The organism is Glycomyces luteolus (assembly GCF_027622875.1).
Lineage (GTDB): Bacteria > Actinomycetota > Actinomycetes > Mycobacteriales > Micromonosporaceae > Glycomyces > Glycomyces luteolus.
This window is the reverse complement of sequence record NZ_JAPZVP010000002.1, coordinates 403666-424526: the sequence shown is the minus strand read 5'-3', so window position 1 is coordinate 424526 and position 20861 is coordinate 403666. Positions and strand designations below refer to the sequence as shown.

Genomic DNA, 20861 nt, shown 5'->3' with positions numbered 1-20861 from the left:
TTGTGGTAGAAGAAGTACGAGTTCCCCTTGAAGTCGATCACCCCGGGGTGGTTGGTGAAGCTGCCGCCCTGCGCCGGCATGACCGTCCCCCGGTAGGTCCAGGGCCCGGTCGGGCTCGGGGCCGTCGGCTCAGCCGAATTTTGTTGGAACACCCGGCGTTAAGGGTCGGCTGCGATCACGAGTTCAGATCGACATATTGACAAAATTTGGTCGGCAAACTTAGTCTGGTGGCGCACCAGGAGTTCGACCCCCCTCCGGCGTCTAGCGCCGCGCCCTCACGGAACCCGCCTTCCCCCAAGGAGAACCGTGAAGACTCCAGGCATCATCCATAGAAGACGAATGCGCCTCGGCGCGATCGCCGCCGCCGCGGTCACGGCCCTGACCGCGGGACTGATCGGCGCCGTCGGCGCCCAAGCGGCCCAAGGCTGCGAGGTCGACTACAAGGTCACCGGCCAATGGTCCGGCGGCTTCAACGCCAACGTCCAGGTCACCAACCTCGGTGAGCCCGTCAATACCTGGGACCTCGAGTGGACCTGGGCCGACGGCCAGCGCGTCACCCGCATGTGGAACGCCGAGAACAAGAGTGAATCCGCATCCGCCAAGGCCTCCAGCCTGGGTTACAACGCCGCGCTCGCGACCGGCGGTTCGACCTCGTTCGGGTTCACCGGTTCATGGTCGGGTGCGAACACCGACCCGACCGAGTTCCGCCTCAACGGCCGCCTCTGCGACGGCTCCGTGGGCGAACCGACCACCCCGCCGACCGGTCCGGTCACTGCCATGGAGCAGGTCGCTGCCATGCAGCCGGGCTGGAACGTCGGCAACACCCTCGACGCGCTGGGCGGTGAGACCGGCTGGGGCAACCCGCTGATCACCGAGGAACTCCTCCAGACCGTCAAGGCCGAGGGCTACAACTCGCTCCGCCTGCCCGTCACCTGGGACGAGAACCTCGGCCCCGCACCGGGCTACACGATCGACCCGGCCTGGCTCGACCGCGTCGCCCAGGTCACCGACATGGCCCTCGCGAACGACCTGCAGGTGCTGCTCAACATCCACCACGACTCGTGGATGTGGATGAGCGCCATGCCCACCGACCACGACGGCGTGCTCAGCAAATACGAGGCGATCTGGACTCAGATCGCCGAGCGGTTCAAGGACTACCCGTCCGAGCTGTCCTTCGAGAGCATCAACGAGCCGCAGTTCACCGACACCGAACCCGCAGCGGGGGACGCGCTGGTCCACGAGCTCAACGTCGCCTTCCACGAGATCGTTCGCGGCTCCGGCGGGAACAACGAGGGCCGGCTCCTGGTGATGCCCACGCTGGTCACCAGCGCCGACCAGCCGCAGCTGGACGCGCTCAAGGCCACCATCGACTCTCTTGAGGACCCGATGATCGCCGCGACCGTCCACATGTACGGTCCCTGGCCCTTCAGCGTCAACATCGCCGGGGGCACCACCTACAGCGAGCAGGTCGAGCAGGACATCACGTCGACCTTCGAGCGTGTGCACGACACCTTCGTAGCCGACGACATCCCGGTCATCATCGGGGAGTGGGGCGTCCTCGGCTACGACTGGACACGTCCCATCGTGCCTTCTCAGCAGTACGGGGAACTGCTGAAGTTCTTCGAGGGCATGACGTTCCAGGCCCGGGACAAGCAGATGACCTTGATGCTGTGGGACGCCGGCTCCTACCTCAACCGCGACACCCTCGAATGGCGCGACCCGCTCGTGCAGTCGTACATGGATTCGGGCGTGACGACGCGTTCGGGCACGGCCTCGTTCGACTCGATCTACCTCGAGAAGGCCGGGACCATCGCGGACGAGTCCCTCACCCTCAACCGCAACGGCCTCGAATTCGAGGGACTGTGGCAGGGCGACACCGCACTGGCCGAGGGCGACGACTACACCGTCGAGGGCGACACGCTCACCCTCACCGCCGCCGCGCTCACCCGCCTCGCAGGCGACCGCGCTTACGGCACCAACGCCACGATCGAGGCCCGCTTCTCGGACGGGCTGTCCTGGCGGATCCACATCATCACCTACGACACGCCGCAGCTCTCCGACGTCTCCGGGGCCGTGAACGCGTTCGCGATCCCGACCGAGTTCAACGGCGACCAGATCGCCACGATGGAGGCCAAGTACGCCGACGGCACCTATGCCGGGCCGCACGACTGGACCTCCTTCAAGGAGTTCTGGGCGACCTACCGGCCCGACTACACTGCGGGCTCGATCGGCCTGACCGCTGACTTCTTCAACGCGGTCAGGGAGGGTGAGTCCGTCACCCTCACGTTCCACTTCTGGGGCGGCGGCACGGTCGACTACACGGTCACCAAGACCGGCACGACCGTGACCGGAACCTCTGCCTAGACGGCACCCGAGGCGGCGTGGGCACCCAGGCGCCCACGCCGCTTCAGTGGATGATCAAATCCCGGCCCCCGGTGGCGATGACGACGTCGACGCCACACGTTCCCTTGTCGTCGTTGCCTTTTAGCGTGCGGACGTACATCAAGCCGTCACCGTCTCCTCTTCGCGTCGAATCTCATCAGCGAAGAGCAATCCTGCGGGGTGCCGGATGCGCAGCTGAAAACCAAAGATCTCAGTGGATCTTCCACCACAACTGGGCCACTGGCGAGGCCGCTCAAGGTATTGGCGCTGGTAACCGGTAGGACAACGGCTCTACATAGAGCCGGGACTTGCGATGCCGAGGAGCCCAAGTCCGTGGGCAAGGGTGTCCTTAGCGAGCCGGACGAGGCAGAGACGGTTCTCTCGCGCTTGGTCGGTTTGGGCTTTGAGGACTGGGTTGGCTTCGTAGAAGCTCGTGAAGGTTCGTGCGAGTGCGTAGAGATAACCACAGAGGCGGTGCGGTTCGCGCTCACCTACGGCCTCCGTGAGGGTGGCGCTGTACGCGTCGAGGTGGAGCGCCAGCGCCCGTTCCTCTTTCGACATGGGGGCCGTCGGATCTACAGAGGCGGTCATCGCTCCTGCTTTACGGAGGATGGAGGAAAGGCGGGTGTGGGCGTATTGGAGATAGACGCCGGTGTCGCCGGTGAGGGAGACCATGCGGTCGGTGTCGAAGGCGTAGTCCTTGATGCGGTTGTTGGAGAGGTCGGCGTATTTGACCGCGCCGATGCCGGTGGCGGCGGCGAGCGCTGCGAGGTCGTCGGGGTCGGCGTCAGCGTTCTTCTTGGCGATGACATCGCTGGCTTTGGCGATGGCTTCATCGAGGAGGCTCATGAGGCGAACCGTGCCGCCGGAACGGGTCTTGAATGGCTTGCCGTCCGGGCCGAGGACCGTGCCGAATGGAACGTGGACGGCTTCGACCTCATCGGTTAGCCAGCCGGCGCGGCGGGCGGTGGCGAAGACCTGCTTGAAGTGGAGGGCTTGGCGGGCATCGACCACGTAGAGGATCTGGTCGGCTTTGAGGTCCCGGATGCGGTAGCGGATGGCGGCGAGGTCGGTGGCGGCGTAGCCGTAGCCGCCGTCGGCTTTGCGGAGCAGGAGCGGGACGGGGTTGTCGTCGGGGCCGGTGATGTCGTCGAAGAAGACGCATAGGGCGCCTTCGGATTCGACGGCGATTCCGGCATCGACGAGTTCGGCGACGACGTCGTCGAGAAGGTGGTTATAAGTGGATTCGCCTGCGAGGTCGGCCGCGGTGAGGCTGACGCCGAGGCGCTCGTAGATCGCATCGAACGCTTCAGCGGACACTTCGACGAGGTCGCGCCAGACCTTGCGGGTGTCTTCGTCGCCGCTCTGTAGTGCCACGACGCGGGCGCGGGCACGGTCCTTGAAGTCGGGGTCGGAGTCGAAGACGGTGCGGGCCTCACGGTAGAGCCGGTCGAGGGCGGCGACGTTCGCCGTCGGGTCGGCGTCATCGGCGTGGTGCCATTCAGCTTCGGGGTGCTCGTTCAGGTACTGGATGAGCATGCCGAACTGGGTGCCCCAGTCCCCCAGGTGGTTCTGGCGGATCACGGTCGCGCCCAGCGCTTCGGCCAGGCGGGCGAGTGCGTCGCCGATGATCGTGGTGCGCAGGTGGCCGACGTGCATTTCTTTGGCGACGTTGGGGCCGGAGTAGTCGACGATGATCCGCTTGCCCGCCAGTGGGAGTCCGATGCCGAGCCGGTCAACGTCGAGGCGGGCGGCGACCTGCCGCCAGATGGCTTCGCTGGTGAGGTCGATGTTGATGAAGCCAGGACCGGACACCTCGGCCGCCGCGATCAAGTCGGGGGCGTCGATCGCGGCGGCGACGACTTCGCCGAGTTCGCGCGGGTTGCGGCCGTGCTGCTTGGCGAGCGGGAGTGCGCCGTTGGCCTGGTAGTCGGCGCGGTCGCTTCGTCGCACCAGGGGCTCCGTCCTGCCGGTTTCGGGCAGGGCTCGTCGGAGGGCGTCGACCATGGCGGTCTCGACGGCCTCGGCGAGCGGAGTCACTGGTTTGACGTTCACGAATGCTTCCTTCGAAATGGGATTGTGGACCGCGATGCGCGGATCAGAATGTTTTCGCAGGTAAGGGTATCTGAGGTCAGACCGTGGCGGTGACGGTGGGCCGCAGGAGGCCGTTGTCGGTGGTCGGGTGGCGGTGTTCGTAGAATCCGCGACTGCGTGGGCCGATCACGCGGAGCGCCAGGAGTTTGGAGATCACCGTGCGGAGTCATTAATTTACAACGATCAGGTGCGCGACCAGCTTCCTGCATGTTTGACAGGAACGCACTCTCAAGGCGGAAACGGCGGTTCGAATCCGCTCGGGAGTACCAGCAGTCATGCGACTTCGGTCGGTCCTTGTTTTTGCGTCTTCCTGCTGCCGGGCCGAGGGCGGGAGTGCCCGGCAGCGGGTGGTTCCCGGTTTTTCGGGCACAACGGACTGTTAGCCCAGTATGGGGCCGTATTTGCCATACGCTGCCGGAATGCATGCCGCGCGATCGTCTACAAGGGCTTCGATATTCCTGCTGTGCGCGCTCCTCGCGCTGGTCTCGAGCGGCCTGGTCCTCGACCGGTCCGCGCGGGCGCAGGCGACCGGGTCGTGGGGTGAGTGGGGGCCCTTCGAGGGCGTTGCCGGCGACTACCGCACCACCATGACCTTTCCCTCAGGTCCGATGATCAGCGCCGACGTCACCAGCAACTCGCGCGGCGGCGAGGTCGGCGTCATCTCCGGCCAGTCCACCTGGTTGTCCGAGGGGACTCCGATCGGAGCCAAGTACGGGACCTCGCAGAACCAGCCCTACCTCAATCTGCGGCCCAAGGCCGACCGGGCCGATTCGCCCTCGTACACCCACTACGCCTTCGACCTCCCCGTGCCGCCGGGCGGGTGGGCCTTCGCCTTGGGCGACATCGACGCCGACCAGGTCAGGGTGATCGCCAAGGGACCGGATGGGACGACTTTGACGGCCGCCGAACTCGGGTTCCAGGGGGCCTTCAACTACTGCGGCGACCTGTCGCCCGGAGGCCCCTCCTGCCCGGGAGAGGACACCGACCAGCCGACCTGGGACGCCGGGGCGCAGACGCTGGTCGGCAATGACGCGGCCGCCGACACTGACGGTGCGAGCGGCTGGTTCGAGCCGACCGTGCCGGTCAAGTCGCTCACCTTCGTCTTCACCCGCCGCGCCGGGTTCCCCCTCTTCCAGACCTGGTTCGCGTCGCTCGGCTGCGACATCACCGGGACGGTCACCGACTCCGGCGCCCCGTCCGCCGGAACGACGGTCAACCTCATCGACTCGAGCGGGTCCGTGGCCGAATCGGCCACGACCGGCGCCGACGGCTCGTACTCGTTCCCGGACTACATGATCGGCGGCGGCTACACAGTCGAGGTCATCGCGCCGGACGGGAAGATCGCGGACGGCGACAAGCGGCAGCCGGTGGACCTGAGCACCTGCCCCGCGGCTTCCGTCGACTTCCAGCTAAGGGACATCGTGCCGACCTCGGTGAGCGGCAACGTCTCCACCGCCGAAGGCCAGAACCTCGGCGGCGTCCCGGTGACGGTCGCCCTCGACGGCGGGACCACCAGGACCACGGTCACCGACTCCGGCGGCGACTACCTGTTCGACGGGGTGCCCGCGGGCGACCACGTCATCACCATCGATGAACCGGCGGGATACGACTACGCCGGCGCCGACCAGCGGGACATCACGGTCGCGCCCGCGCAGACCACTCCCATCACCGGCCAGGACTTCGTCCTGACGGCTCAGGCGCGGCTCCTCGGCCTGGCGATCTCCTGCGACGAGCCCCTCCCCAGCGTGACGGTGACGCTCACCAGACCCGGCGGCGCCACCGAGTCCACCGTCACCGGCGCGGACGGCGGCTACGCCTTCGCGGGGCTCCCGGCGGGCCTCTACACCGTCGAAGTCGATGTGCCCGAGGGGCATAGCGCCAAGATCCCGACGACGAAGACGGTGAGGGTGGTCGACACCGACGTGTCCGGAATCCACTTCTACTACTCCGAGCCCGCCGCCGTCACCGGGACGGTGACCGGCCCTGACGGCGCGCCGATGGGCGGCGTCGCAATGACCGTGACCCCCGAGGGCGGCTCGCCGGAGCAGGCGACCACAGAGGTCGACGGGACGTACCGGGTCGGCAACCTGACGTCCGGATCGCACACGGTGGCCATCTCCGCGCCCGGCGGCTACGAGGTCGACGGCGAGGACGAGAAGACCGTCGCCAACTCGAACACGTGCGGCGACGCGGTCGCGGACTTCGCGCTCTTCGAATCCGCCGAGCCCGACGGCCCCGGCGATCCCGCGACCGACCCCGGCGACCCGAGCGGGGGCCCCAACGCCGTTGCGGGCGAAGAGGAGCCGTCCGCGGTCGCGGACGGGGACGACCTGCCGCGCACCGGATTGAGCGTCCGCCTCGCGCTCATGAGCGCCCTGTTCCTCCTCGCCGCTGGCGCGGTGGCGATCGCGGCGGCGCGGGCCGAGGCGTCGGATCTGATGCTCTAGCGGAGGCGCTTGAACAGAGAGGGAAGCCGGGCCAGCGGGCCGCATCAGGGAGGGCGCGAGCGTCATCGCCGAGCCGAGGCCGGCCGTTATCATCGACTTCCGCTACGTCGAGGAGACGAAAGGCCGGTGCGGTGATGATCGGAGTCGTGGGCGAGGCCCTCATCGATCTGGAGGTCGAGCAGAGCGACGCCCGGCATCCGGTCGCGCATCCGGGCGGCAGTCCGATGAACGTGGCAGTGGCATTGGGGCGCTTGGGCTCCGATGTCGCGTTCCTGGGACGGCTCTCAGGGGACGCATTCGGGAAGCTGCTGCGCACCCACTTGGCCGAATCGAACGTGAACCTGCGCTGGATCGTCGACGCCGAGGAGCCCACGAGTCTGGCGATCGTGTCCGTCGACCCGCAGGGCTCGGCGGACTACGCGTTCCATGTGGAGGGCACCGCCGACTGGCGGTGGCATGCCGCCGAACTGCCGCACAACCCAGGTCTGGACGCCGTCCACGCCGGATCCCTCGCGCTCGCGGTCGACCCCGGCGGCATCGTGATCGAGCGGTGGATCGCCGGACTCAGCACGGGCACGACCATCAGCCTCGACCCGAACGTGCGGCCCGCGCTGCTGGGCGACCGCGCCGCCTACCAGGAGCGCCTGGAGCGCTGGCTCAAGTTCGCCGCGATCGTCAAGGTCTCGGACGAGGACCTGGGGTGGGTCTGGCCGGGCGTCGACCCGGCGGAGCTGGCGGCGCATTGGATCGACAAGGGCCGCAGACTGGTCGTGGTGACGCGCGGCGGCCAGGGTTCGCTGGTGTGGGCCGGGGGCGAATCGTTCGCGGTGCCCGCGGCGGAAACCGACTTGGTCGACACCGTCGGCGCGGGCGACGCCTTCAGCGGGGCGCTGCTGGACTGGCTGGGCCGCAACGAGCGCCTGCGGCCGGGCGACCTCGACCGGCTCACCGCCGAGGAGGCCCGCGAGGCCGTCAGGTTCGCCTCGAAGGTCGCGGCGTTCACCTGCTCAAGGGCGGGCGCGAACCCGCCCTGGAAGAGCGAACTCGCTTGACCCGCAGAGCATTCGGGCCGGACACGCTCGCGTGTCCGGCCCTTCGCCCGCCGTCTTACGCCTGGAGGTACTGCTCGAGGTCGTCGAGGATCATGCCGGCGGCGGTGACGCCGATGCCGGTCATCCAGACCTCGTCGTTCACCTCGTGGGCCTTGCCGCCCTGGACCGCGGGGATCGACTGCCAGAGCTCGCCGCCCGTGTACTCGGCCAGCATGGCCTGGCCGTCGGAACCGTAGGCGCAGTAGAAGATCACGTCGCCGCCGACGGAGTCGAGCTCCTCGGCCGAGACCTCGCCGAAGCGGCGGTCTTCAGCGCCGTTCAACTGCTGGAGCTCGGGGCGGGCGAGGCCGACGTCGCCGAGGACGATGCCGGAGAAGGAGTCCGGGCCGTAGTAGCGGATCTGATCGGGCATGAAGCGCACCAGGCTGACCTCGGTGGCGACCGCGTCGCCAAGGGACGCACCGAATTCGGCGGCGCGGGTCTCGAGGTCGGCGAGGAGCTGCTTCGCCTCGTCGCCCTTGCCGAGGGCGTCGCCGTCGAGGAGGAAGTTCTCCTTCCAGGTGACGCCGACCTGCTCGGTGAACACGGTCGGGGCGATCGCGTTCAGCTCGTCGTAGAAGGCCTCCTGGCGGAACTTCGATCCGAGGATCAGGTCCGGTTCGAGAGCCTCGATCGCCTCCAGGTCGGGCTCGGCGGTGGTGCCGACGACGGTGACGCCGGAGAGGTCGCCGAGGTAGGTCGGCAGCTCGGTCTCGCTCGCGCGGGCCGCGCCGATCGGGGTGACGCCGAGGGAGAGCGCGGTGTCGATCTTGTCCGTGTCGAGCACGACCACGCGCTGGGGCTCGGCCGGGATCTCGGAGCTGCCCATCGCGTGCTCGATGGTGCGGGCCTCGCCTTCGGCGTCGTTGCGTTCGGCGGCCGGGTCAGAGGTCCCGCACGCGGCCAGCGCGAGCGCGCAGGCGGAGGCGGCTCCAAGGGCCAGCAGTCTTCTTCTCATTTCTGGTTCCTTTCGTCAGCAGCAGGTAGATGAGGTAGACGCCGCCGAGCGCGGCGGTGAGGACGCCCGCGGGCATCTGGTAGTCGCCGAATGCGGTGCGGCCCAGCCAGTCCGCGAGGACGAGCAGCACGGCGCCAGTGAGTGCCGAGGCGAGGAGGGGCGGGCGGGAGGTGCGGGCGAGGCGGCGGGCGATCTGGGGCGCGGCGAGGGCGACGAACTCGACGGCGCCGACTTGGGAGACGGCGGCGGAGGCGAGGACGACGCCGAGGACGGCAAGGCCGATGCGGCGGCCGGTGACGCGGACGCCGAGGCCGGTGGCGGTGGGGTCGTCGAGGTCGGTGGTGTCGAGGGCGTGCTGGGCCCAGACGAGGGCGGGGAGGGCGCAGATCAGCACTCCGCCAAGGAAGGCGGCTTCGGTCCAGCCGCGTCCGGCGAGGGTGCCGATGAGCCAGATCTGGGCGCGCTGGGCGTCGATGGCGTCGGCGGCGAGCAGGAGGATCTGGGTGCCGGATTTGAGGAGCACTGCGACGGCGACGCCGGCGAGGACGAAGCGGGGCGCGGAGAGTGAGCCGCGGGCCGCGACCAGGAGGACGGCGGTGGCGGCGGCGAGGCCGCCGGTGAGGGCGGCGGGGGCGAGGAGCGCGTAGGCGAATCCGGCGGTGAGGGCGAAGGTGGCGGCGAGTCCGGCTCCGGCGGTGACGCCGATGATGTCGGGGCTGGCGAGGGGGTTGCGGGCGACGGATTGGATGAGGGCGCCCGCGATGCCGAGTGCGGCTCCGGCGGCGACCGCGAGGACCGTGCGGGGCAGGCGGAGGACTTCGATGGTGCGGTCGTATCCGGTTTCGCCGGTGAGGGTGGCGATGGTGTCGGCGAAGGTGATGTAGGTGTCGCCCAAGCAGAGTGCGGCGGTGGCGGCGGCGAGGAGGGCGGTGAGGAGGAGGACGCAGACGGCGGCGCTGCGGCGGTGGACCGTGAGCGAGAGTCCGCCCGCGCGGAGGGTGGTGCGGCCGGGGAGCGGCAGCGCGCGGGCTTCGGGGAGTGCGGTGCGGGTCATGCGGTCACCGTTCTTGCTCTGCGTACCAGGGCGATGAGCATCGGCGCGCCGATCACGGCGCAGATGATGCCCGCCGGGGCCTCGCCGGGGACGATCACGCGTCCGATGACGTCGGCGGTGAGCAGCATGCAGGGGCCGAGCATCAGGCTCAGGGCGATCTGGCCGCGGTGGGTCGCGCCGACGGCCCAGCGGGCGAGGTGCGGGATGGCGAGGCCGATGAAGCCGATCGGTCCGGCGGCGGCGACCGCCGCGCCGGTCAGCAGCGCGACGGTGATCGCGGCGGCGGCCCGGGTGAGGCCGACCCGGTGGCCGAGCCCCGCCGCGGCTTCCGCGCCGAGCTGCAGGCCGTCGAGGCCGCGGGCGGTCAGGAGCGCGAGGGCGATGCCGCCCAGGAGGAACGGGGCCATGCCCCAGGCGACTTCGGCGTCGCGTCCGGCGAGGGAGCCGACGGCCCAGAACCGGTACTGGTCGAAGGAGTGCACGTCGGTGGCGAGCACGGCGTAGACCATGGCGGAGAGGCTCGCGTCGAGGGCCGCGCCGGTCAGCGCGTAGGTGACGGTGCCGCCGCCGGTGGTGCGGGCGGCCACGGTGGAGACGGCGTACCCGATGAGTCCGGCGGCGAGGGCGCCCGCGATGCCGAGCCACACGTACTGGCCGATGCCGGTGAGGCCCAGGACGCTGAGGCCGATGACGACGCCGAGGCTCGCCCCGGCGGCGACGCCGAAGATGCGCGGGTCGGCGAGCGGATTGCGGGTGAGGGTCTGCATGAGGACCCCGGCGACGGCGAGTCCGGCTCCGGCGAGGAGCCCGACGGCGGTGCGGGGGACGCGCTGCTCCCAGAGGACGGCGGCCGCGATGGGGTCGGTGCGGGTGAGTCCGTGCCAGAGTTCGGCGGGGGTGAGGTCGCGGGCGCCGATGGCGAGGGAGGCGATCACGATGAGGCCCAAGGCGATCGTCGCAGCGGTGATGGTGAGGGTGCGCCCGCGCGCGGTCTGGGCGGGTCCGGCCTTGAGCGAGCGTCTGGCTTTGTCGGAGCGCAGTCGGGCGGCGGGGAAGGGCACGCATTAGAGCATAGGGGAGCCTAACCTAATGGGGAAGGCTCGAGTGCGGAATGTGACCCGCACTCTCGGATCCGCAGGTCATTCGGGGAGGCGGATGCCCTCGGCGACAGCTTTGACCGCTTCGAAGCCCTTGCGCTCGAAGGGGTCGCGCACTTCGACGGCGAGGCCCGGTTCGATGAGGCGGGCGATCTCGCTGTCGCTCGCGAAGCCGTCGTCGCCGTAGGCGCTCGGGCTCCAGTCGTCGCCGCGCTCGTGGTACTCGAACAGGAACTCCTTGAGGGACTTGAGGTCCCTGAGCCGAGGCGCGCGCATGACCTGCACCTGGAGGTCGACACGCCAGGAGCCGGGCTCGATCTCGGTCTCCCACACGCGCTGCGTGCAGTCGACGCCCTCCCATTCGCTCACGAAATCAGAGGGCGTGCCCAACTCCTCGGGCAGGTACGTGAGGGCGAGGCCGTCGAGGCGCGATTCGGTGCCGCTGATCGTCATGCCGCGATCGTACCCAGTCGTCCGCCGGCGAAAACGGACTTGCGAGGACGGAAGCGCCGCTGCCGCAGATGTCCACATCCAGATGATTTCGTAAGTTTGCAATGTCCTGTGGGTAAAAGATTGCCTTCGCCCCTTGCGCGGCGCTGACATCCCATGATTCGATGATTCACGAGTGAACATCGCATTCACGTGCGCCGTTCCCGCCCGTCCCCCTGAATCCGCCGGTCACTCCCCCACAGGAGCCTCCATGCAAGCAGTCAAGCGCGCCGCGAAGCGTGCCCTCGCCATCGCGGCGGCGGCCTCGCTCGCCGTCCTCACCGTGCTCGTCCTCGACACCGCCCCCGCCGGAGCCGTGCGGCCCCCTGGCATCCCCTCGCTCTCGACCGCGCAGTCCGAGCTCAACCAGCTCACCGTCGCGAACGAGTCGAACGGCGACTCCTACGACCGCGACCTCTTCCCCCACTGGTCCTCGGTCGGCGGCGGCTGCACCGCCCGCCAGTACGTGCTCAAGCGCGACGGCTCGAACGTCCAGACCGGCTCCGACTGCCAGCCCGACTCAGGCTCCTGGCAGTCCGACTTCGACAACACCTGGACCTCGACGGTCTCCAACGCCACCGTCGACCACGTCGTGGCCCTCTCCGAGGCCTGGGCCTCCGGCGCGAGCCAGTGGACCACCGCCGAGCGCGAGGACTTCGCCAACGACATCAGCTCCCCGCAGCTGTGGATCGCCACCACCTCGGCGAACTCCTCCAAGGGCGACAAGGACCCGGCCGAGTGGATGCCCACCAACACCTCGGTGCGCTGCGACTATGTCAAGGCCTGGACGCACGTGAAGTACCTGTACGACCTCTCCGTGAACGCCGCGGAGAAGACCGCGATCCAGTCGCACTTCAACACCTACTGCTAGACGAAGGCAGCGGCGGGGGGGGGGGCCCGGCGGGGCGCGCCGGCGGGGGGGGGGTTGTTGGGGGGGGGCCGGCCCCCCTCCCCCCCCCCACCACACCCCCCCCCCCCCCCCCCCCGCGGGCGCCCCCCCCCCCCCCGCCCCCCCCGCCGCTGCGTTGTGGTCTAAGCGGTCGCCAGCGATATCAGGCCGGTGATGAGCGCGAGGCCGCAGGCCACGAGGCCCAGGACCAGACCCGTCGTCGCCACGCCCTTGCCCGAGACGCCGCCTTGCGCGGCCCGGATCTGGCGCCGCGCGTACACGGCCAAGGACACCGAGCCGATGCCGAAGAGCGCTGCCGACATGAAGAACGTAAGGCCCGCCCAAGGACTGAAGATCGCGCCGAACAGCCCCGGGATCGCGCCCCCGATGCCCGCGATCCCGGCCACCAGTGAACCGATGGCCGGACCCGAGGGAATCGGCTTGAGACGCGGGAACCAGAGGAGAAAGCCGTCGACCATGGCAGGTGCGGGGACTGCCATCGGCTGCCAGACCGGATGCACGGGTTGCATCGGCTGCATCGGATACGGGTGCTGGTACTGCGGCTGCGCGTAGCCGTGGACCGGCGGAGCGGCCTGGGGAGGCGGCGGCTGCATGTGAGGCTGATACGGATCCTGCGCGGTCACGCCCCCAGACTAGCTGCCTCGAAGGGATCTCGCGACTTCGGTGAAGTACTCGTCCACCTCCCGGGTGTCGTAGCCGCGCAAGGTCAATTGGAAACCCAGATCGGCGAGGGAGTCGGGATGCGGAGGCGCGCCGGCCTCAGTGGCTCTTCTGACGCGGGCCACGGCACGGTCGACTTGGGCTCGGTCGTATCCGCGGAAACGGACAGAGAAGAAGGGGTTCTCCATATGTCACAGTCTGCCAGGTCTACACCACGGAGTGGGATCGCCCCGCCCATGATCAATTTTCAACGGTCATAACAACTCGTAACGGCCACACGTTAAGTCAAGAAACGTCTCAACCATTTCACTTGATGCCTGATTGTCCGTGAGAATGGTCCGACCAATGCCGTCGCGGCACGCGCGTCCGCTTCCGAGACCGCCCCCGGCGCGAAAGCCGCGGCGTTCACCAGACGCGGCAAAGCCCCGATATCGGCCTTCAACGCCGACAGACGCCCCGCAGCCTCCTCCGCGTTCGCATGGCCGGGCACCTTCACACCCGCCCGCGAAGCCTCCGCCAGCACCTCGGCCCAAGCACCCGCGACCCGCTCCGCCGGCGACCCCCTCCGCAGGCGCCGCCTCCGCCGCAGCGCACGACGCAGCTTGAGCGCCAACGGCACACAGGCCAGCAGCAGCGCGCCCGCCGCGTACCAGACCCAGCGCGGCACCCCGCCGCCCGCCTGCCCGGCCTCCTCGTTGAAGTCGCCGTCCTGCTCCAGCGCCTCGTCGTTGAAGTCCTCGGCCTCACCGCCGCCGCCCTCGGCCTCCTCAGGGCTCGGCGTCTCCTCCTCCATCTTCTCCAGCGTCTCCTCCGGCGGGACCGGAGCGACCCCGGCGGCCGGCATCGGATCGAAGCGGACCCACCCGGGCCCGTCGAACGCGACCTCCGGCCAGGCCTGGCCCTGCGCGGCCGTGACCGTGCTCGACCCCGACGGCACGTCGAAACCGACCACGACCCGGCTCGGCAGGCCCACCATGCGGGCGATCACCGCGTACGCCGCCGCGAAATGCTCGCTGGTGCCGCGCTGCCCGCCGGCGGTGACGGGGCTGCCGAGGAAGAACCCGAGGGCGGGCAGGTCGTGACCGGAGGGCGCTTGGGCGTCGAAGGAGTAGTGCTGGGAGAGGAAGTCCGCGAGCCCTTGGGCCCGTTCGTAAGGCGTGTCGTAGGTGGCGTTGATGTACTCGGCGATGGTCGCCATGATCTCGGGGGTCCCGGGCGGGACGCCGACGGTCGTGACGTCGGAGAGGTCCGGGCGGGCCGACTCGGCGCCCGCCGGATCGTTGGCGACGAGCGCGGAGTCGACGTGGAAGCTCGTGCCCGTGGCGAGGCCGTCCGGAGTGAGCAGGCATTTCGTGTAGAGGTTCACGGCGATCGGCAGATCGGTGACGCTCGCGGGGTCGGCGGCGGCGGGCACGAGTTTGCCGCCGAGCTCGATGATCTCGACGTCCGCCGAGTAGGTCGCCTCGCCCGCGCCGGGGACCACGGTGCCCGCGGTGCGGAAGTCGCCGGTGGCCTGCCAGGTGGTGCCGTCGTATTCGGTGAGCACGGCGAGGCGCATCCACGCGTCGGCGCTCGTGTCCGCCTTGAACAGCTCCTGCTCGGGGTACTGCGCCCATTCGGCGATGCGCACGAGCGGGTTGAGGTCGATGTCCGTGAGCTGCGGCGGCTCCACGTACTCGCGCGGGTCGCCCGGGCTGGTCGTCACCAGCCGGGCCGCGGCCGGGCCAAGGACCGCGACAGCAGCGAGCAGCACCGTGGTGGTGATGACCGCGCCCATGAGCGCGGGCATGCGCGAGGGCGCTTGACCGTCCACAGTGGCGTCGCGGTCGGGCCGGCGCTCGGGCGGCGCGGCGGTCACCGCGAGCGCCGCGGCCGCGAGCACGCAGAACGCGATCGCGTACAGCGGCCCCGCGTCGGCGTTCGGGCCGACCAGGTACAGGCCCGCGCCGTACAGCAGCGTCGGCGGCAGGCAGCCGAGGAGCGTGCGGCCGTATCGGATCGCGAACTCGCATGAGAGCGAGGCGGCGAGCCACGTCAGGAAGACCGGCACCACCACGGTGTCGGGGACCGGCTCGACCGGGATGAGCGCGGTCAGCGTGCGCGGCACGGCGTTCACCAGCGCGTCGACGATCGTGACGCCGAGCGGTTCCGTGCCGTCGCTCGTGAGCGCGATCGCCCCGAGGAGGTACGCGGCCAGGCCCGTGGCCGAGATGCCGGGAGCGAGGAACGAGGGGCGGTTGCGCAGCGCGAAGCCGATCGCGAACGCGCCGAACGCGGCCCCGGCGACCAGCAGCAGGAGCATCTGGCCGTGGTAGACCCGGGCCGCGACGGTGCCCGCGACCACGCACATGAGGGTGAGGCAGGCGGCGACGGCGGCGACGCGCAGTCGGTAGCGGGTCCTTCTCGTGCTCACAGCCGCGTCCCGCCGTTGTTCCAGGCCGCCGCGAACTGCTCGCCGTCGGCCGCGCGGATCGTGGGCACGCCCCCGGCGAGCGAAGCCGAGGTCGGCAGGCCGAGCGCGAGGTGCACCGCGATGACGGTGGGGTAGGCGCGCTTGAGGGTGGCGAGCCGGTCCGTGGGCGGCTCGGTGCCGGTGATCCACACCAGCGTGTCGCCGTAGCGGGCGGCGGTGAGGCGGGAGACGTACGCGCTCAGCGAGTCCTTCGCGTCGGGGGCCAGCTCGGCGAGCAGGTCGCCGTAGGAGTCGCGCCCGGCCCCGGAGACGACCGCGCCGGAGGCCGGTACGAGCGCCGCGTGGTACTCGGCGCGGAAGCAGGCGGTGAGGATCGAATAGGCGGCCTCGCAGGCGGCCTCGAACGGTTGCGGTGCAAGCGATCCCGGCGAGGCGGGCCAGCTATCGGCGCGGTCGTCGATCGCGATCGCCACCGTGGGCAGCGAGGTGTCGAGGTGCTCCTTCACCATGAGCTTGCCGATGCGCGCCGACGTGCGCCAGTGGACGTGCCGCAGCTCGTCGCCGATCACGTACTCGCGCAAGGCGTGGAAGGTGAGCGAGCCCTGCTCGACCTTGTCGGCAGTGCCTTCGAGCGAGCGGGCGAGGCCGTCCGGGGTGCGGCCGAGCTGGTGCAGGCGCGGGTGGATCCACAGGCGCGCGGTCGTACCGAAGGTCCCGGCGGTCGCGGCCAGCCCGAGGAGGTCGCGCTTGCCGATCGTCAGCGGACCGGCGTCGACCACGCCGCGCCGCTCCGCCTTGATCGCGTAGCTCGCCCCGGCGCTCTTGCCCGGTCGCAGGCGCGCGAGCGGGATCGAGACGCGGCGGGTCTCGAGGCCGGAGCCGCCGTAGGCGTCGACCGCGCGGGCGTTCACCGAGCGCCAGCGCCCGGCGTTGCGCACGTTCAAGGTGACCGTGGCGTCGTGGCCCACCGAAATCCGGTCGGGGGCGACGGCGCGCTCGACTTCGAGGCGCGGCTTGGCGGCGATCACGGATCCGGCGGCAACGCACGCGAGCGCGGAGGCCGCGCCGAGCGTCGCCAGCTCCGGGTAGCCCCAGACCCAACCCGCGATGAGCAGTCCGACCGCCGCGAGGGCGAGCCCGACGCCGCGGCCGGTGACCGGCACCGCGAGTGCGAGGTTCGCGATCCGCTTAGCGGCCTGGCTCTCCTGATCTACGGCTCGCAAGCGTCGCCGTGGGGCCGAAATGGACTTCTCGGCCTCGCCCGGTGCGGGTCCGGAGGCCCGACCGGACTCGCTCATGCCGCCGAGGCCGGCAGCGGAACGGGGACCTGGTCGAAGGCGTCCGCGACGATCGCGGCGCCGGTGACGCCGCGCATGGCCGCGTCGGGGGCGGTCTGGATGCGGTGCGCGAACACCGGCACCGCCAGGGCCTTCACGTCCTCCGGGATGATGTACGTGCGGCCCTGCGAGAGCGCGAACACGCTTGCGGCCCTGGTCAACGCGATGAGACCGCGCGGGCTGACGCCGACGGCCACCTGCGGGTGGTTCCGGGTCGCGTTCGCGAGCTGCACAAGGTAGGTGTACAGCGGCTCGGCGATGTACACGTGCTTGGCCATCTCCGCCATCTGCGCCACCGTGTCGGTGTCGACCACCGGCGCGAGATGCTCGGGGCTGCGCTGGTGCGTGCCGCGCAGGACCTCGATCTCGGCGGCCTCGACCGGGTAGCCGACGCTGAGCTTCACGAGGAAGCGGTCGAGCTGGGCCTCGGGCAAGCGGTAGGTGCCGTCCATCTCGACGGGGTTCTGGGTGGCGACCACGAGAAACGGCTGCGGCACCTGGTGCGGGTTGCCGTCCACGGTGACGCGGCCTTCCTCCATGACCTCCAGGAGCGCGGACTGGGTCTTCGGGCTGGCCCGGTTGATCTCGTCGGCGATCACGATGTTCGCGAACACCGGGCCGGGGTGGAACTCGAAGGCGCCGCTGGCCTGGTTGAAGATCGTCACGCCCGAGACGTCGGAAGGCAGGAGGTCCGGCGTGAACTGGATGCGCCGCCACTGCCCGGAGACCGCGGCGGCGATCGTCCGGGCGAGCGTGGTCTTGCCGGTCCCGGGCACGTCTTCGAGGAGGATGTGCCCTTCGGAGAACATGGCCGTCAGCGCCAGGCGCACGACCTCCTGCTTGCCGAGCACGATCGTGTCGACGGCCGAGGCCAGCGCCTCGAACGTCGCGGCGAACTGCTCGGCCTGCGCGGAACCCAGCTGGACCGGCTGCTGCAGGCGCCTAGGCACTTGCAGCGGGTGGGTCTGCGAGGTGTCGTGCACGGGAAGTTCTCCTTGCTAGTTGCATGGGACGAGGCCCTCGATCGAGTTCTTTCCTTGACCGTCGAGGTTGTACCAGGCGAACGAGATGTACGCGTTCTCGTTGTCTCCGTAGTTGACCCGGATCCACTTGTCGGTGGCGTCCTTGCCCGGGTGGTAGTCGACGGCGCCGTCGCTCTCGTTCCCGCGCGGGGTGATCGTAGTACCGGTGGTCCAGCATTTCGCGGTCAGCGCCCTGCCGGTCTTGACGTAGCCGAGGTGGTCGCCGTTGCTCGGCTTGGTCTGGATCGACACGCCGTCCTGGCCGCCGTTCTGCGAGTTCGGGGTGCTGCAGTAGTTGTTGTCGATCTCCGAGCAGCCGAAGTACACCGTGCCGTTGATGTTCTTGGTGTTGGTCAGCTGCTTCTCGGTGTCCACCACGCCCACGGGGTTGGTGATCTCGACATGCCACGTGTACTCGGTCGAGGAGTAGTACTTGGTCGAGGTGATCGACCCGTCGCACGCTTCCTCGGTGTCGGCGACCTCTCCGGAGGAGGGGTGCCGGAAGAGCTGGCAGGTGGCGTCGCCGCCGCCGTCGTCGAAGGTGAAGTCGATCGTCATGTAGTGGGTGTCGCTCGACCAGCCCGTGATGGCGGCCTGCGGGGCGACCATCGTGTTCGAGGTGGTCGTGGCCGGTTCGGACTCACCGGCCTCGTTGACCGCGACGACCGAGACGGGGACCTCTTCACCGTTGCCGAAGCCCGAGACGCGTGCGGTGGTGGTGTTCCCGCCGACCTCGACGGTCTGGGATCCGGCCCTGACGATGTACTTCGTGATGTCACGGCCGTTGTTGGACGGCTGCTGCCAGGTCACGTCGATCGATCCGGCGGCGTCGCTCGCGGTCTCGGCGAGCAGCTCGGACGGCTTGTCGGGCACATTGAACGGGGTGACCGAGTTCGACGGCGGTGACGGCGTTGAAGCGGCGGCCCCGGCGAGGGTCGTCACCTGGAAGACGTAACCGGTGCCGTAGTCGAGGGTCCCTTCGGGGACGGTGAACGTGGTCGTGTCGGACCGGCCGACGACGACGTTCTTCCCGGAGGCGATGGCCTCGATCTGGTAGCCGGAGACGTCGTTGCCCTGGCCGTTGGCCTCGTCCCACGTCACGGTGACGGTGCCGTCGTTGTTGGCAGTGGCCTCGACGCTGGCGACCGGGTCGGGGACCTCGGCGGAGGGCGTGATCGACGGGGAGGTCGCGGCGTCGCCCTGGCCTTCGGCGTTGTGGGCGGTCACCGTGAAGGTGTACGGCGTGCCGTTCTCGAGGTCCTTGATCTCCAGGACCCGCTGGTCCGGGGCGATCTCCCAGGTCTGGCCCGCGCCTTCGATCGTGTACTTGGTGAGCGCGGAGCCGTTGTTGGGCGCGGCGTCCCAGGACAGGTTGATGAGGCCGTCGCCGACGGTGCCGCGGAGGTTGGTGACCGCCCCGGGCGGGCCGATCTCGGGGGCGGTCTCGTCGTCGCCTTCGTCATCGCCTTCGTCGCCGGCGTCTTCCTCTTCCTCCGGCGGGGCGTTGCCGCCGAGGATGTCGTCGCGGTCCTTCTCGGCCTGGCGGGCGTTGCCGTCGGAGGAGACGACCACGGCCGCGTTCGTGTTGACCGCGTTGGCGAACAGCGTGTCGCCGGTGTGGTAGAGCTCGACCGGGCCCCCGCCCGCGTCGATCTCGATCCGGTCCAGCTCGTTGCCGTCCAGGTCGTAGACCCAGACCAGGCCCGAGGCGCCGTCCGGGACGTAGATCCGCTGGTGGAATTCCACTGAGGCGCCGAGGAGGTTCGAGGGCGCCGCAGCGATCGAGAACCGCTTCGACTCCTCATCATTGACCGTGACGACCGAAGGCGGATCGGTCACCGTGACCGAGGCGATCGTGCCCGGGCTGGTGTCGGCCGTTTCGGCCGGGCCGACCAGCTCCACATCGGTCTGGGACCGGCGGCCGTCGGCGCGGATCGTCGTCATCTTCTTCGCGGTGGAGTTCAGCACGGCCACACCGTCACCCAGGACGGTGAGCGCCAGCTCCTGGCGGGGCTCGGCCACGACCTCGGTCGCGACGGTCCGGGCGCCCTTCTCCTTCGGCTCGATCTGCACGATCGTGCCCTCGCGCGGCACGCCGATCCAGAGCTTCCCGGCCGTGTCGAACGCGCCGCCGGTCAGCCCGGCGGGGAACTGCAGCGGGTCGCCGATCGCGGCGAGCGTGGACGGGTCGACCTGGTTGACCAGGCCCTGCGTCTGATCGATGATGAACGCGCCCTCGTCGGCGAGCGCCAGGCGCACGCCCTCACCGGGCGCGGTCTCGGCCTCGCCGGTCAACTCCAGAGTGGAGAGGTCGATCGCCGAGACCTTTCCCGAGGCGATCTCCCGCAGCAGCAGATGCGAATCGGTCTGCTCGATCTGGACCTCGTTCCCGGCCGCGTCGGTCAGCGGGAAGCGGACGTCGGTCGCGGCCGTCAGCCCGTTCACGCGGGCGATCTCACCGGCCGGAGTCGTCCACAGCCACAGGCTCGAATCCTCGAGCTCGCTGTCGCGACTGAACGCACCGGTACCGAGCAGGGTCGCCACCAGCGCGCCGACCAGCACCACCGGCAGCCCTATCGCGATGAGCAGGCCCTTGACGTTGAGGCGTCGGGCGTCGACGTTGCGAGTGGTCATAAGGGGGAATTCCTCTGCGGGGTCAGCTATGCCGGGTTGTCGGGGCGCGAGCGCCAGAAGGGCCCCTGGTGCCTCGGGGGCGGCACACGAACCCGAGCCTAATTCGTCAGCGCAATCAGGACTAGGCTGCCATTGTCACAAACCCGTATCGGTCTGGGGTCGCCCAAAGTGGCCCAAGCAGGTCAGGTTACCGACACGTGAGGCATGACAAAAGGCGTCCTATCAACACAAAATGGCGGTGCGCTGTGGCGCACCGCCGTCGTCGTCTGCCTG

General features: G+C 69.7%; 15 protein-coding genes. 4 read left to right on the top strand and 11 right to left on the bottom strand.

What is annotated here, in order from left to right:
* The first annotated feature begins 306 nt into the window (after window positions 1–306).
* Window positions 307–2364 carry a cellulase family glycosylhydrolase gene (locus O1R50_RS03945; protein WP_270108565.1) on the top strand — a complete coding sequence of 686 codons (2058 nt, stop codon included), beginning with the start codon at window positions 307–309 and terminating at the stop codon, window positions 2362–2364.
* Between the two features lie 309 nt (window positions 2365–2673).
* Here the strand turns inward: O1R50_RS03945 and argS are convergent, their stop codons facing one another.
* Entirely contained in the window at window positions 2674–4389 is a 1716-nt protein-coding gene (gene argS / locus O1R50_RS03940; RefSeq protein WP_408612596.1) for an arginine--tRNA ligase, read from the bottom strand.
* Between the two features lie 506 nt (window positions 4390–4895).
* Between argS and O1R50_RS03935 the strand changes: the two genes are divergently transcribed.
* Both O1R50_RS03935 and O1R50_RS03930 read left to right on the top strand, forming a co-directional pair.
* On the top strand, window positions 4896–6923 hold the full coding sequence (locus tag O1R50_RS03935) for an MSCRAMM family protein (RefSeq protein WP_270108563.1): 2028 nt from the start codon (window positions 4896–4898) through the stop codon (window positions 6921–6923).
* A 134-nt stretch (window positions 6924–7057) separates the two neighbouring features.
* A complete protein-coding gene (locus tag O1R50_RS03930) occupies window positions 7058–7975 on the top strand; it encodes a carbohydrate kinase family protein (RefSeq protein WP_270108562.1) in 918 nt (305 codons plus the stop codon).
* 55 nt (window positions 7976–8030) lie between these two features.
* Here O1R50_RS03930 and O1R50_RS03925 read toward each other — a convergent pair whose 3' ends face one another.
* From O1R50_RS03925 to O1R50_RS03910, 4 genes are all read right to left on the bottom strand, one after another.
* Window positions 8031–8972, bottom strand: coding sequence for an ABC transporter substrate-binding protein (locus tag O1R50_RS03925; RefSeq protein ID WP_270108561.1), 942 nt, complete (start codon window positions 8970–8972; stop codon window positions 8031–8033).
* Complete coding sequence (locus O1R50_RS03920) at window positions 8899–10026, bottom strand: FecCD family ABC transporter permease (protein WP_270108560.1); 1128 nt, start codon at window positions 10024–10026, stop codon at window positions 8899–8901. Before O1R50_RS03920 ends, O1R50_RS03925 begins: the two co-directional genes overlap by 74 nt.
* The gene (locus O1R50_RS03915; RefSeq protein WP_270108559.1) at window positions 10023–11087 is read right to left on the bottom strand and encodes a FecCD family ABC transporter permease; all 1065 of its coding nucleotides are present in this window, start codon (window positions 11085–11087) and stop codon (window positions 10023–10025) included. The genes O1R50_RS03920 and O1R50_RS03915 overlap by 4 nt, the downstream gene beginning before the upstream one ends.
* A gap of 78 nt (window positions 11088–11165) precedes the next feature.
* Window positions 11166–11576: a hypothetical protein gene (locus tag O1R50_RS03910; RefSeq protein WP_270108558.1), complete on the bottom strand. Its 411-nt coding sequence runs from the start codon at window positions 11574–11576 to the stop codon at window positions 11166–11168.
* Between the two features lie 247 nt (window positions 11577–11823).
* Between O1R50_RS03910 and O1R50_RS03905 the strand changes: the two genes are divergently transcribed.
* Entirely contained in the window at window positions 11824–12483 is a 660-nt protein-coding gene (locus tag O1R50_RS03905; protein WP_270108557.1) for an HNH endonuclease family protein, read from the top strand.
* A gap of 161 nt (window positions 12484–12644) precedes the next feature.
* On the opposite strand, the gene O1R50_RS03900 is transcribed toward O1R50_RS03905, so the two are convergent.
* The 6 genes from O1R50_RS03900 to O1R50_RS03880 form a co-directional block, all read right to left on the bottom strand.
* Window positions 12645–13145: a DUF4190 domain-containing protein gene (locus tag O1R50_RS03900; RefSeq protein WP_270108556.1), complete on the bottom strand. Its 501-nt coding sequence runs from the start codon at window positions 13143–13145 to the stop codon at window positions 12645–12647.
* A 9-nt stretch (window positions 13146–13154) separates the two neighbouring features.
* On the bottom strand, window positions 13155–13370 hold the full coding sequence (locus O1R50_RS26245; RefSeq protein ID WP_408612586.1) for a DivIVA domain-containing protein: 216 nt from the start codon (window positions 13368–13370) through the stop codon (window positions 13155–13157).
* A gap of 92 nt (window positions 13371–13462) precedes the next feature.
* Entirely contained in the window at window positions 13463–15595 is a 2133-nt protein-coding gene (locus O1R50_RS03895; RefSeq protein WP_270108555.1) for a transglutaminase-like domain-containing protein, read from the bottom strand.
* A complete protein-coding gene (locus O1R50_RS03890; RefSeq protein ID WP_270108554.1) occupies window positions 15592–16818 on the bottom strand; it encodes a DUF58 domain-containing protein in 1227 nt (408 codons plus the stop codon). The genes O1R50_RS03895 and O1R50_RS03890 overlap by 4 nt, the downstream gene beginning before the upstream one ends.
* A gap of 71 nt (window positions 16819–16889) precedes the next feature.
* Window positions 16890–17870: an AAA family ATPase gene (locus tag O1R50_RS03885; protein WP_408612595.1), complete on the bottom strand. Its 981-nt coding sequence runs from the start codon at window positions 17868–17870 to the stop codon at window positions 16890–16892.
* A 60-nt stretch (window positions 17871–17930) separates the two neighbouring features.
* Window positions 17931–20588 (bottom strand): fibronectin type III domain-containing protein, encoded by a 2658-nt coding sequence (locus O1R50_RS03880; protein WP_270108552.1) that lies wholly within the window; start codon window positions 20586–20588, stop codon window positions 17931–17933.
* Window positions 20589–20861 lie beyond the last annotated feature (273 nt).